Raw genomic sequence first — 12,107 nt, forward strand, 5'->3', positions numbered from 1 at the left:
CCCGAGGCCCGCCCACGATCGGATGTTTGTCCGTTTCGCGGTCGCTAGCGTGCTGCCGCATCAACCCCCACTTCCGAGGCACAGAGGCAGGACGCGATGGGCAGCAGGACGCACCGGCGCAGGGCGAGCGTCAGGACCAAGGCGGTCGGCGCGGTCGTCGTCGCGGCCGTGATCGGCGGCGCGGCAGTCGCCCTCACGGGCACCGCGCAGGCCGCGGCGGTCGGCGCCGCGTACACCAGGACCAGCTCCTGGGAGGGCGGTTACACCGGTCAGTACGTCATCACCAACGAGACCGGCAGCGCCCGCTCGGGCTGGACGCTGGAATTCGACCTGCCCGCGGGCACCACGGTCGGCTCGCTGTGGAACGGCGAGTACACAATCGACGGACGGCACATCACCGTGAAGCCCGCGAGCTGGAACAAGGAGCTCGCGCCCGGAGCCTCTGTCACGGTCGGCTTCGTGGCCTCCGCGACCGGCAAGGCGGCCGATCCGACGTCCTGCCTCATCGACGAGGCCAAGTGCTCGGCCGACGGGGGCCCCACCCCGCAGCCCAGCGGCCGGCCCACCGAGCAGCCCACGACGGCCCCCACTCCCACCCCCACCACTCCCACCACTTCCGCCCCCACCCCGACGCCGAGCACTCCCACCCCGACCCCGACACCCACGCAGACCGCGACCCCCAAGCCGGGTGCGCCCACGCGGTACGCCCCGTACATCGACACCTCGCTGTACCCGGCGTACGACATGCTGGACACCGCCGCCAAGACCGGCGTCAAGGAGTTCAATCTCGCCTTCATCACCGCCGGCGGCGGCTGCACCCCGCTGTGGGGCGGGGTCACCGGCCTCGGCGACGACAAGGTCGCGGCGCAGATCGGGGACCTCCGTGCCAAGGGTGGTGACGTCCGCGTCTCCTTCGGCGGTGCGGCCGGCCGCGAACTGGCACTGAACTGCTCGTCGGCGGACGAGCTGGCGGCGGCGTACGGCAAGGTCGTCGACGCCTACAAGCTGACCAAGGTCGACTTCGACGTGGAAGGCGCCGCGCTGCCGGACACCGCGGCCAACTCCCGCCGCTCCCAGGCCATCGCGAAGCTCCAGAAGACCCACCCGGACCTGGACGTGTCCTTCACCCTGCCGGTGATGCCCGAAGGCCTGACCCAGCCCGGCGTGGACCTGATCGCCGACGCCGAGAAGAACGGTGTGCGCATCGCCGCGGTCAACATCATGGCGATGGACTACGGGCCGGCGTACAGCGACGACATGGGCCAGTACGCGATCCAGGCCGCCACCGCCACGCAGGCGCAGATCAAGGGCGTCCTCGGGCTGTCGGACGCCGACGCGTGGCGGACCGTCGCGGTCACGCCGATGATCGGTGTCAACGACGTGGTCACCGAGATCTTCACGGTGGAGGACGCCGGACAGCTGGTGCGGTTCGCCGAGTCGAAGAACCTGGGGTGGCTGTCCATGTGGTCCTCGACCCGTGACAAGCAGTGCGCCGGCGGGGAGAAGCCGGCGGCGGACGCGACATGCAGCTCGATCCTCCAGGAGCCGCTGGCGTTCACGAAGGCGTTCGCCGCGTACAAGTAGCGCCACAGGCAGCGCCCCTCGACGTCCTCGCCCCTACGGCGCGGCCCGGCCGGCTCACCCCCCATCCGGCCGGGCCGCGCCGCGGTGCGGTCCGCTCAGGAGCGCATTTGTCAGCGCAGGACAGCGATAGCCCGGTCGAACGCCGAGTCCAGCCCGCGCGCGAACTCCTCCTCCGAGAAGACTCCTCGCGCAGCTGCGGCGGGATCCCGGTGCCGTCGAACGTATGGCCGCCGTGCGTGTGGAACTCCTCGTTCGGCAGCCAGACCTGCCAACCGGCGTCGGCCGGCAGATCGCGCCGCATCACGTCGGAGAACACCCCTTGCGTGTGCTCGCCGATCCGGAGCGCGGCATTCGTGGCGTGCCAGGGACGGATCGACCGACAGCGGAAGGACCTGACCAGCAAGGGAGTTGACAGTCTGAACACACGCGCGACAGCATCCCGCCGATGGAGATCACCGACCTGACACCAGCGGAACACCGCGTCTGGCAGGCGTTTGCGCTCGGCGAAGGCGTCGACTTCCGCGAGAGCGCGGACGATGACCCTCGGACCGGTGCGTCCTGGGGGTCCCGGCGGACAGTACGCGCCGAGGTGCTGCGGGTGCTGCTGCTCAACGGGCCAACGCGGGACGGTGAGATACCGGGCCTGAAGCTGACGGGTGCGCGCATAACGGGAAAGTTGCACCTCATGTACGGGACGGTGGAGCACGCCGTACGGCTGAGGTCCTGCCACTTCGAGCAGGCCCCGAACCTGTACGGGGCGCAGATCCGCGCCCTCGTGCTGAGCGACTCGGTACTTCCGGGGCTCACTGCCGGCACACTCCGTGTCGACGGCGTGCTGCGGATGACCAGCTGCCGAATAGCGGGCCCTGTGCGGCTCGCGGGAGCGCAAGTCTCCGGCGCCTTCTTCCTCGATAGGGCGTGTCTGGGCACCCCAGCCGCACCTGAGAACCCGGATACGCCGGACACCGCGGACCACGAAGTAGCCGAGGAACCTGTTCTGCAGCTCAACCACGCGGTCATCGGTACCGACGTATGGGCCGTTGGCCTCCTCGCCCACGGCCAGATCCGGCTCAATGGGGCCACCGTCGGAGGCCAGGTGAACCTCGACGATGCCGAACTCCATGCCACCGGTGACACTGCCCTGCACGCCGAGACATTGTCGGTCGGCACTGACCTGCGGGCCATGCGGCTGCGCGCACAGGGCAGCGTCAACCTGAGCGGCACCAGAATCCCCCGCCAGCTCAACCTCGCCTACGCCCAGCTGTCCCACCCCGAAGGGCAGGCGCTGCGCGCCAGCAGTTGCGTCATCGGCGAGATGTGGCTGCGCGAGGCCGCTCCGATCCAGGGCACCGTGAATCTGCGCCGCTCCCAGCTTGAACTGCTGCACATCCCCCCGGAAGTGTGGCCCGACCAGGTCAGGCTCGACGGCCTCAGCTATCGCAGCCTTGCCCCGCACCTCGCCGCCGAGCAGCGACTGCCGCTGCTGGAACGTGAGGAAGACGGCTATCTTCCGCACCTATACGAGCAGCTGACCGCCGCGTATCGCACTGTGGGCGACGAGGCCGCCGCCCGCACCGTCCAGCTGGCCAAACTCCGCCGGCACCGGCGCACCCTGCCCCGGTACGCCCGGATCTGGGGCCAACTCCAGGACGTGACCGTCGGCTACGGATTCCGCCCAATGCGCGCCGCAGGGTGGCTGCTGGTTCTGCTGATCACTGGCGCTCTCGCCTTCGCGCTGGACCATCCGCGCCCGCTGAAGTCCAACGAGGCTCCTGACTTCAACCCCGTCTTCTACACCCTTGATCTGCTGCTGCCGATCATCGGCTTCGGACAGGAGGGAGCCTTCGCGCCGCAGGGCTGGCATCAGTGGCTCTCGTATCTACTGATCGCCACCGGCTGGGTCTTGGTCACCACGGTTGCGGCGGGCATCACCCGCTCCCTGAGCCGACAGTAGGCGGGGTCGACTCAATCTCTTGGTTGATCCATGGGGTTCCCTGAAAGCGATCCATGCCTGAATGGTCCAGAGAAGGTGTGCCTGACCGCTCTCCGACCTTGTACGCGAATGAGCCCCGGCCGGCCGGGACGGTGGCCGGCCGGGGTGGCCGGGGTGCCCTACGCTCTGCTGGGGGAGCGACGGGTGAGGCGGCCCTTACCGGTCGCTCCGCCGCAGTCCTCGCACGAGACCATGACGACTCCCCGTAGATCAGGGCGCTGGTGTTCCGGCCCGAGCATTCGCGGCACGGCGTGCGCGAATACCTCTGCTCAGCCCACGCGAACACGCGGGTGACCTGAGCGGCATCCATGGTCAGGCGGCCACGACGACGGCGGCCTCCTCCATCTCTTCGTCGGTGGCCATGAGGTCGTCGAACTCGCCGGCCTTCACACCCTCGAAGAACTTCCGGATCTCCGCGCGGCTGAAGTACAGGACCGGGCTGGAGGGGTCCTTGTCGTCCGAGAGGGCGACCATGCGGGTGCCGTCCGGGATGCTGAAGTGCGGGTGCCCCTGCGCGTCGTCGGCCTCGGCCACGATCACGCAGTCCTTGAGGATCGGGTCCAGGTCCGTCCGGCTGGACTTGCGCCAGTCCAGGCCGGGGGCGTTCGTGTTCTCGTAGGGCTTGCCGGCAAGCCCATTGCTGATGGTGCCCATCGTGGTGTGTCCTTTCAGTCGGGACGTGACTGTCCTTGCAACCGCCCCGGCTGCGGTCCTGCCAGGGAATTCGGCCGGGGCGGGTCAGTGGGGCCTCGGAGGGCAGGTGCCCTTGTGTACGACCAATGCGATGCCCGCGTTCGAGGCGGAGAGCTTTGTCCCCTCCTCGTAGTCCTCGCCTGGCGCGACGGCCCGGTGGAGGCCGGCACCCGTCACGGCGTCACCTCGGCGTAGGGGTTGCCCGGCGCGGGCGTGACACGCCAGAACGACGTGGCGGTTGAGCGGAAGGACCAGTGCCCGGGGCGCTCGCCGGTGTGCTTGATCGCCCACGTCTCGGCGGGCAGCCGTCGCCCTTCGGTCGCTCCGGACTTGGCGTGGCAGGTGGTGCACTCCACCTCGTGCAGCGGCTTCTCGGGTGCGCCTTCCTCGGTGTCGAGGCCCAGGTGCCAATCGGCCGCTTTGATGATCGTGCCCCTCATGACGCCCGAACCCTTCCGGTGACGGGTCCAAGGAGTCCTCGATGGCAGCCCGCAGGGCAGTGGCGGAAGTGGTCCATGAACCGTCGCCAGGGCAAATACGCCAATGCGGCCCGGGCCCCTGGGTGTGTCGGGGTGGGGGAACGACGACGTACGATCCGCGACCCGGCGCCATGGTGTTGGTGACGTCCCAGCTTCTGCTGTACCTGGTGCGACGAACCAGTAGTTCGTTGTGCGCAGCTGCGGCTCGGCGTCCACGGTGGCCTGCACGATACGGTAGGCCTGTGGCGGAACTCCCACAAGCCAAGGGCCCCGGTCCGAAGGCCGGGGCCCTTGATCCCACTGCCCTGGTCAGCGTGGGTGCGGCGTACCCCTTCCGACCTCGTCCGCACATGAGCCGGCCGGCCTGCGACGCGGGACGCGGACCGACCGTGGCGTCGGGGAATCAGGCGTGTGTATGTCCACGAGCTCGCTCGGCGACAGCTCCTCTCCAGGCTGCTGGCCGCTGGCGGCGAGGAACGCTGCTGCCTGCCCGACGATGCGGCGGGCGGTGTCCGGCGCGATGTCGGGCTGGTCCTTGACGATGCGGGCGGTGAGCCGCTGCATCGTGTCGTCCGCACGAGGGTCGCCGGGTCGGTGGTGCACACGGGACGGTCGAGCGCGATGGTCATGCTTCCTCCTGTGTGGACGGTGCCCCGGGTTGGGGCTGGGCCCGTCCGCGTTGGGTGACGGGGTGCACCAGCGCGGACGGGAGTCTGGGAACCGCGGTCAGCGGGGTGTGGGGCAGGTGCGGTGGAGGCGGAGCGTGGTTCCGGCGCCCGAGCCGGACGGCTTGTCGACCACCTCGTAGTCCTCGCCGACGAGGATTGGTTTGTCGCAGCGGGCGCAGATCATCCGGTCAGCTCCGGGTGGCGACGGCAGACACGGGGGAACCACTGGGTGTTCCAGTCGCCTTTGCGGAGCGGACGCGGTCCGAGGTCGATGACGGTGCCGGCGCTGAGGACGATGCCGCAGAAGACGCAGTCGATGCCGCGCTGCTGCCGCTGCGTGAGGGTCCCGATCGGCGGTAGCGCCTCGGTAAGAGCGGCTGAGCTGTTCACATTGGCGTTCACGCAGCGGGCTCCTTCTACTACGCTGAGTTGCTCGTCGTTGCTGATTACGACGGTAGAAAGAGGCGCTTGCCGGAAGTAGTGACTGCGGGTACGGGTAGCGGCCGGGACACACCCGGCCAAGGGGAACACCATGGGCAGCAGTTGTCGATCCACCCTGACCGATGGTCAGGGAAGTCTCCTGCGCAGCCGCGGAGGCATCGTGTCCGGGTACGTTTTCCGGTGCACCCGGGAGCAGCTTGGTCACACCCAAGAGACGCTGGCCGAGCACATGCGAGTCGCTGCCGACACCATCGCTGGGTGGGAGTCCGGACGCCGCCCCCTTACCTCGATCCCCGTAGGCCAGATGCTCGTGCACCGCCACCGGCTTCTCCAACTTGGTGCCCCGCCTGCGCTACTTCTGGCCCTGGAACGGGCCATGGAGGCAGACGTGTTGCTCTCCAGCGCACTGGAGGACGACACACCTGCGGATGCCGATCCGATCGGCGCCTGGGTGATGCAGCGCGATCTCGTCGAGGTACTCGCCTGGCCTCTCAACGGGGCGCCGCCCACGCCTCTACGGAACCTGCCTGCCCCGCCACGCCCTCGCCGAGGTCCCGCGCCAAAGGGCCCCGAGCTGGCCGCTGCTGACCGCAAGCGGTTCTTTGCACGCATGCGACGCACCGCCGAGACCGCTCGTGGCACCGACCACTTCCTGCTACGCCGGCAGGCTCTGTACCTCGCTGGGGACGACTCGGCGGAAGACACGGCCGAGTGGCTGGCCTACCAGCAGCGCACCGAGCGCCCGGACGACTGGCTGACCCAGTGGCTCAACGCCCGCTCCGTGGCAGCCGTCGCAGCGAGACAAGGTGATCGGGACCAGATGGCGCACTTCATCACCACGCTCGACGGCGATGACGCCAGTGAGGCAGCGAACCTGAACTACTGGGCCTACTGGATCGGCGAGGCACCGCACGTACAACTTTCCGACGACTTCATCGCGACGGAGGACCCCCGTAACTGGCCCGGCCACAAGCTACTGGGCCATCTCGTGCGCGGGCTCGCCCTCGAGCACGGCTTCTTCGACCTCAACGTTCACACCTTGTGGGCCCTGCTTGCCGTCCGGCCCAACCTCCTCCGCGCCAACAGTGCGGGCCAGGCGTTACGCGATCAACTCCCTGTTGGATGACTCCGAGCTGTCGGCGCGGGCTCGCCGTGAGCTTGAGAGCATCCGATACGCGATCCGCCTCTCCGAGGCGTGAGAGGAGACGAGCGGTGGCTGACGATCTGTCCGCAGTGGCGCACTTCCTGTACGAGGCGGGCACACTCAAACACGCTCGGCGCACCGGCTGGTGGATGGCCGGCGTGCGTGACCCTGAGAGCGTTGCCGAGCACGCCTGGCGAACGTCGCTCATCGCGTCGGTCATCGCCAAGCTGGAAGGCGCCGACCCCGCCCGCGCGGCGTACCTCGCCGTGTGGCACGACACCCAGGAAACGCGCACCGGTGATGTGAACTACCTCGGGAAGAAGTATTCGACCGAGGCCGATCCGCAGGCTGTAACCGCCGATCAGGTCGCGGGTATGCCGGAGCTGCTGGCCGTGACGGTACGCGAGCTGATTGCCGAGTACGAGGCCAAGGAGTCACCCGAGTCGATCTGTGCGCGCGACGCGGACAAGCTGGAGTGCATGCTGCAGGGCATCGAGTACAAGGCGCAGGGCTACGAGAACGCCCAGCGATGGATCGACAACAGCCGCGCGAGGGTCGTGACCGAGACGGGGAAGCGCCTGGCCGACGAGCTCCTCTCGCAGGGGTCGCTGGACTGGCTGCGCACCGCCCTAGGGGAAAAGCAGCGCTGAGGCCGCACATGACGAAGCGCCCCCGTCTAAGCCGTGTAGGCCAGGACGGGGGGCGTGGTCTCCGCTGGGCTGATCTGCACGCCCGGGTCCTGCGCGGTCACCGCAGCCTGTTCCCGCCCAGCCCTGCCTGGATCGTGTCCGTCGGCGGCGTGGGCTTGCTGTACTCGGGCGCCCGGCCCCAGCCGAGGCCCCCGTGGGGCCCCAAGCTCGGGGCATGACGAAGGCCCGGCCTGTTTTCGCAGGCCGGGCCTTGATCATTCAGGGTGAGTGACGGGACTTGAACCCGCGACATCCTGGACCACAACCAGGTGCTCTACCAGCTGAGCTACACCCACCACGACCGGTCTTTCTTCTGACCGGCCGAGAAAAAGTGTACAGGGTCCGGGAGGGTGCTCGCGCCAGGGTTTCGTGGGGCGAGCCGCGGGGGGCTAGTCCGCAGGGGGCGGCGGCTCCGCGGGGAGCACGTGCTTCGCCGCGATGGCCCGCGCCGTGTCCGAGTCGGGGCCGGGCTGGGGGACGAAGACCGCCTCGCGGTAGTAGCGCAGCTCGGCGATCGACTCGCGGATGTCGGCGAGCGCCCGGTGGTTGCCGCTCTTCTCCGGACTGTTGAAGTACGCCCTCGGGTACCAGCGGCGGGCCAGTTCCTTGATCGAGGAGACATCGACGATCCGGTAGTGGAGGTATTCCTCGAGGGTCGGCATGTCGCGGGAGAGGAACCCCCGGTCGGTGCCGACCGAGTTTCCGCACAGCGGGGCCTTGCCGGGCTCCTTGACATGCTTGCGGACGTACGCGAGGACCTGCTCCTCGGCGGCCGCCAGCGTGGTGCCGCCGGCGAGCTCGTCGAGGAGGCCCGAGGCGGTGTGCATCTGGCGCACGACCTCGGGCATCGTCTCCAGCGCCGCGTCCGGCGGGCGGATCACGATGTCCACGCCGTCGCCGAGCACGTTCAGTTCCGAGTCGGTGACCAGTGCGGCCACCTCGATGAGTGCGTCGTCCGTCAGCGAGAGCCCGGTCATCTCGCAGTCGATCCACACCATGCGATCGTTCATGCGCCCTACCTTATGGGGCGCATGAACGATCGGTCCCCGGCCGGGCGCGTACGCGACCGGGCCGGACGCTCAAAGCGTCCGGCCCGGTGCGACCGATCGGGGTGCTACCCCAAGCTGCGCTGGCCCGGCAGGCTCGCGCGGCCGTACATCTCGCCCGCGGCTCTGACCGCCTCGGGCGGGGCGGAGGCCGTGGCCGTCGGGCCCGGCAGACCCGCGGCCGCTGCGGCGGTGCGGCGCACCCCGGCCGTGGCCTGGGGCGGCAGGACCGCGTCCATCATCGACGGCGGGCCCGGATCACCCTGGGGCCGGCGGGCCCGGTACGCGGCCCGGTAGGCGGCAGGGGAGGACCCCAGCTGCCGCCGGAAGTGGCCGCGCAGCGCCACGGGTGAGCGGAAGCCGCAGCGGCCCGCGACCTCGTCGACCGAGTAGTCGGAGGTCTCGAGCAGTCGCTGTGCCTGCAGCACCCGCTGGGTGATCAGCCACTGGAGCGGTGCCGAGCCCGTCAGCGAACGGAAGCGGCGGTCGAACGTGCGGCGGCTCATGTACGCCCGCGCGGCCAGGGTCTCCACGTCGAACTGTTCGTGGAGGTGCTCCAGCGCCCAGGAGACGACCTCGGCCAGTGGGTCGGAGCCGATTTCCTCTGGTAAAGACCGGTCGAGGTAGCGCTCCTGACCGCCGCTGCGGCGCGGCGGCACGACCAGTCGGCGGGCGAGCGCTCCTGCTGCCTCGGCGCCGTGGTCGGTGCGCACTATGTGCAGACACAGGTCGATGCCCGCAGCCGTGCCCGCCGAGGTGAGCACGTCACCGTCGTCGACGAACAGCTCCCGCGGATCCACATGGACGGACGGATAGCGCTTGGCCAGCGTCGGCGCGTACATCCAGTGGGTGGTCGCCGGGCGGCCGTCGAGCAGACCGGCCGCGGCGAGGACGAACGCCCCGGTGCACAGTCCGACGATGCGGGCGCCCTCTTCATGCGCCCGGCGCAGCGCGTCGAGCGCCTCGGGCGGTGGTGGGGAGGTGATCGAGCGCCAGGCGGGCACCACGACGGTGCCCGCCCTGCTGATCGCCTCCAAGCCGTACGGCGCGGTCAGTTCCAGGCCGCCGGTGGTCCGCAGCGGCCCCTCCTCCCCACCGCACACCAGCAGGCGGTAGCGGGGAACTCCGGCGTCCTGACGGTCAATTCCGAACACCGAGAGCGGGATGGAACTCTCGAATATGGGGCCGCCGCTGAACAGCAGCACCGCGACGACTTCCCGGCGCCGGCGGCCGGAGAGCTTCCGGGCTGCCTCCGGTGCGGCGGAGTCCTGACTCATGACGCTAAGCCCCCCTCGAAGTGCGCGTCTCCCCGTTCTTTTCGGGCCTTTCGCTCCTGCACGTTTCCCCTCGGTTCTGCACGAGTCCCCCGGCCTTCGATACTCATGATCGAATCTACTGCGTTCCGCGGTGCCGCCGTGACAGGTTCGGCATGCCCCGCTATGTCGACTTGGCAACTTGGCGCGATGCTGTCGATCACGAAGCGTTCCACTCGACGGGCCCGCAGGGAAGTGCGCGTTCCGGGCATGGCCCGTCCCCGTAGGGTGCGGGAGCCGCCTGCGGTCCTTTCTTGCCTGGTGACAAGCGGGTTGGCAGGCCATTTCCACAAGGTGGGGCGGGTGTCGGGAAGTTGGCTGAAAACCGATGGGTGTGAGCGTGCGAACTCGTCAGATCCCAGGCGCACTTCCCGGACTCCGACGCGCGCCCCGATGCGCCCCCTCCGGCGTACGGGCCCGTCGGCCCCCCTGTGATGCGCCGCACCGGGCGTGGGCGTGCGCCGCCGCGCGCTCCGAGTGGCGCAGCAGTACCCGGCACGCGGTCGTCATGGCCGCCAGACCGAGCGCTGTGGCCGCCGCCCCGCCGACGGACGTGCCGTAGACCACGAGCACGACCGGGACCAGCAGGCAGGTGAACGCCGCCCAGCGCACGACGTCGGTCGCCGCGGCGGCACCGCCGGCCGCCGGGCCGGGGGAGAAGGGCAGGGGTGTTGGTGTGGCGCAGCCGGAGGTCGCGGGGGCGGCGGCGTACTCGGCGGGAACGGCGGTCGGACGCGCGGCCCGGCGTTTTCCGCGCCGCAGGGCCGAGGGGTGCGCGGGGGGAGAGGCGGGCGGACGTGGGGGCACTCGGGGCTCCTCGGACGCGGCGGGCGATCTGGGGTCTGTCCCGGCGGGACTCGGCCGGGACCCCCGGCCAACGACGAGCGCAGTCGTCCGGTCACTGTGCGCAGCGGAAGACGGCTGTAGTGGCCAACCGGCATTGCCATGGAGGAGCGGCCTGGGGCATGCTCCCTGGAACGCCTTGCAGGGCACCGCGGGGCCTGGGCAGGAGAGGAGTGCCGCCGTACCCTTGGGGGTATGGGCTTGGGAAGACGATTCCTGGACACGGCTCCACAACCACCCCAACCGACGCACTTCTCAGACTCCCTCCCAAGAGGACGTTCTTCGCCGAGACATCGATGGCCGGTCACGAATTCCCTGATCCCGCGGACCGCAAGCAGGTAGCCGATCCACTGTCGGACCTGCAGGCGGCCGAAGAGGCATGCCATTCCTGCGATCCCGCCTTCCGGCACGGAGTCGTCGTCGGATTCGACGGGTCGACCTCCAGTGAGAGGGCGCTCGCCTATGCCATCGGAATGGCCAGCAGGTCGGGTTCCGGCCTGATCATCGTCCACGTCGCCAACAGGCTGCCCACCACGGTCTGGGCCGGCTGTGAGCCGCCCGTCTTCGTGGACGTCCCCGACCACCGCACCGAGGTGCTGGGCCTGGAGCTGGCCTGCGCGGACTACCTGACCGAGGTCCCGTGGATCCTGGTCGAGCGCGGCGGCGACATCTGTCATGAACTGGAAGAGGTCGGCCGTGAGTACTCGGCCGACGCGATCGTGGTCGGCTCCACGCACGGCCTCGTCGGCCGGATCTTCGGCTCGGTCGCGGGGCGGCTGGCCCGTCGCGCGCGGCGCCCGGTGATCGTCATCCCGTAGCCCCGCGCCGGGCGTTCCGCCGTGACTCGGTGCGAGCGTATTTTCGCTGTGGCCCGCGCCCACACGTTTCGCTGTGGCCCGTACCGGGCGTTCCGCCCATGGCCCCCGCACCGGCACGTCGTGCCGTGGCCGTGCGCCGCACGTTCGGACCGCAGCCCGTACCGGCGTTCAGTAGTGGCCCCGCGCGGGCGGGCGTTCCGTCCATGGGCTCGCGCCCGCACGTTCCGCCGCCGGGCCCCCGCCGGGTGCTCCGCCTGTAGGTCCGTACCGGCGTTCCGTCGTGCCCCGCGCCGGGCGTTCCGCCGTGACTCGGTGTGCGCATGCTTCGGCCGTGGCCGTCGCCCGCACGTTCCGTCGCCGGGCCCCGCCGGGTGCTCCGCCTGTAGGCCCGTGCCG

The 12,107-nt window shown here is 69.9% G+C and carries 12 protein-coding genes, 1 tRNA gene and 2 pseudogenes; 5 read left to right on the plus strand and 10 right to left on the minus strand.

Translation table 11 applies throughout. From position 1 onward, the window contains the following. The first annotated feature begins 96 nt into the window (after nt 1-96). Nucleotides 97-1,584 carry a cellulose binding domain-containing protein gene (locus tag ACH5AF_RS00870; RefSeq protein ID WP_398899138.1) on the plus strand — a complete coding sequence of 496 codons (1,488 nt, stop codon included), beginning with the start codon at nt 97-99 and terminating at the stop codon, nt 1,582-1,584. 110 nt (nt 1,585-1,694) lie between these two features. Here ACH5AF_RS00870 and ACH5AF_RS00875 read toward each other — a convergent pair. Next, nucleotides 1,695-1,927 (minus strand): annotated as a pseudogene (locus tag ACH5AF_RS00875) (protease); the annotation flags it as partial. Between the two features lie 102 nt (nt 1,928-2,029). Between ACH5AF_RS00875 and ACH5AF_RS00880 the strand changes: the two are divergent. Further along, nucleotides 2,030-3,538, plus strand: a complete 1,509-nt coding sequence (locus ACH5AF_RS00880; protein WP_398899139.1) for a membrane-associated oxidoreductase — start codon at nt 2,030-2,032, stop codon at nt 3,536-3,538. Between the two features lie 351 nt (nt 3,539-3,889). Here ACH5AF_RS00880 and ACH5AF_RS00885 read toward each other — a convergent pair whose 3' ends face one another. From ACH5AF_RS00885 to ACH5AF_RS00905, 5 genes are all read right to left on the minus strand, one after another. Further along, nucleotides 3,890-4,231 (minus strand): DUF397 domain-containing protein, encoded by a 342-nt coding sequence (locus ACH5AF_RS00885; protein ID WP_398899140.1) that lies wholly within the window; start codon nt 4,229-4,231, stop codon nt 3,890-3,892. 212 nt (nt 4,232-4,443) lie between these two features. Continuing rightward, on the minus strand, nt 4,444-4,710 hold the full coding sequence (locus ACH5AF_RS00890) for a hypothetical protein (protein ID WP_398899141.1): 267 nt from the start codon (nt 4,708-4,710) through the stop codon (nt 4,444-4,446). A gap of 348 nt (nt 4,711-5,058) precedes the next feature. After that, the gene (locus ACH5AF_RS00895; RefSeq protein ID WP_398899142.1) at nt 5,059-5,352 is read right to left on the minus strand and encodes a hypothetical protein; all 294 of its coding nucleotides are present in this window, start codon (nt 5,350-5,352) and stop codon (nt 5,059-5,061) included. Nucleotides 5,353-5,475: 123 nt separating this feature from the next. Continuing rightward, nucleotides 5,476-5,601, minus strand: a complete 126-nt coding sequence (locus ACH5AF_RS00900) for a hypothetical protein (RefSeq protein ID WP_398899143.1) — start codon at nt 5,599-5,601, stop codon at nt 5,476-5,478. Continuing rightward, complete coding sequence (locus tag ACH5AF_RS00905; protein WP_398899144.1) at nt 5,598-5,819, minus strand: hypothetical protein; 222 nt, start codon at nt 5,817-5,819, stop codon at nt 5,598-5,600. The genes ACH5AF_RS00900 and ACH5AF_RS00905 overlap by 4 nt, the downstream gene beginning before the upstream one ends. A gap of 130 nt (nt 5,820-5,949) precedes the next feature. On the opposite strand from ACH5AF_RS00905, the pseudogene ACH5AF_RS00910 reads away from it, so the two are divergent. After that, a pseudogene (locus tag ACH5AF_RS00910) lies at nt 5,950-7,057 on the plus strand (helix-turn-helix domain-containing protein). A 13-nt stretch (nt 7,058-7,070) separates the two neighbouring features. After that, complete coding sequence (locus tag ACH5AF_RS00915; protein ID WP_398899145.1) at nt 7,071-7,652, plus strand: HD family hydrolase; 582 nt, start codon at nt 7,071-7,073, stop codon at nt 7,650-7,652. A gap of 262 nt (nt 7,653-7,914) precedes the next feature. On the opposite strand, the gene ACH5AF_RS00920 is transcribed toward ACH5AF_RS00915, so the two are convergent. From ACH5AF_RS00920 to ACH5AF_RS00935, 4 genes are all read right to left on the minus strand, one after another. Beyond that, nucleotides 7,915-7,987 (minus strand) — tRNA-His (locus ACH5AF_RS00920). 93 nt (nt 7,988-8,080) lie between these two features. After that, the gene (gene orn, locus ACH5AF_RS00925) at nt 8,081-8,701 is read right to left on the minus strand and encodes an oligoribonuclease (protein WP_398899146.1); all 621 of its coding nucleotides are present in this window, start codon (nt 8,699-8,701) and stop codon (nt 8,081-8,083) included. Between the two features lie 104 nt (nt 8,702-8,805). Next, complete coding sequence (locus ACH5AF_RS00930) at nt 8,806-10,014, minus strand: helix-turn-helix domain-containing protein (RefSeq protein ID WP_398899147.1); 1,209 nt, start codon at nt 10,012-10,014, stop codon at nt 8,806-8,808. 387 nt (nt 10,015-10,401) lie between these two features. Next, nucleotides 10,402-10,857, minus strand: coding sequence for a hypothetical protein (locus ACH5AF_RS00935; protein WP_398899148.1), 456 nt, complete (start codon nt 10,855-10,857; stop codon nt 10,402-10,404). Nucleotides 10,858-11,189: 332 nt separating this feature from the next. On the opposite strand from ACH5AF_RS00935, the gene ACH5AF_RS00940 reads away from it, so the two are divergent. Continuing rightward, on the plus strand, nt 11,190-11,711 hold the full coding sequence (locus ACH5AF_RS00940; RefSeq protein WP_398899150.1) for a universal stress protein: 522 nt from the start codon (nt 11,190-11,192) through the stop codon (nt 11,709-11,711). The last annotated feature ends 396 nt before the right edge of the window (nt 11,712-12,107 follow it).

The sequence above is a fragment of the Streptomyces sp. NPDC018833 genome (assembly GCF_044390825.1).
Classification (GTDB): domain Bacteria; phylum Actinomycetota; class Actinomycetes; order Streptomycetales; family Streptomycetaceae; genus Streptomyces.

Coding starts and splice junctions, on each gene's coding strand:
- ACH5AF_RS00870 (WP_398899138.1), top strand. CDS start 97: ATGGGCAGCAGGACGCACCGGCGCAGGGCGAGCGTCAGGACCAAGGCG.
- ACH5AF_RS00880 (WP_398899139.1), top strand. CDS start 2,030: ATGGAGATCACCGACCTGACACCAGCGGAACACCGCGTCTGGCAGGCG.
- ACH5AF_RS00885 (WP_398899140.1), bottom strand. CDS start 4,231: ATGGGCACCATCAGCAATGGGCTTGCCGGCAAGCCCTACGAGAACACG.
- ACH5AF_RS00890 (WP_398899141.1), bottom strand. CDS start 4,710: ATGAGGGGCACGATCATCAAAGCGGCCGATTGGCACCTGGGCCTCGAC.
- ACH5AF_RS00900 (WP_398899143.1), bottom strand. CDS start 5,601: ATGATCTGCGCCCGCTGCGACAAACCAATCCTCGTCGGCGAGGACTAC.
- orn (WP_398899146.1), bottom strand. CDS start 8,701: ATGAACGATCGCATGGTGTGGATCGACTGCGAGATGACCGGGCTCTCG.
- ACH5AF_RS00930 (WP_398899147.1), bottom strand. CDS start 10,014: ATGAGTCAGGACTCCGCCGCACCGGAGGCAGCCCGGAAGCTCTCCGGC.
- ACH5AF_RS00940 (WP_398899150.1), top strand. CDS start 11,190: ATGGCCGGTCACGAATTCCCTGATCCCGCGGACCGCAAGCAGGTAGCC.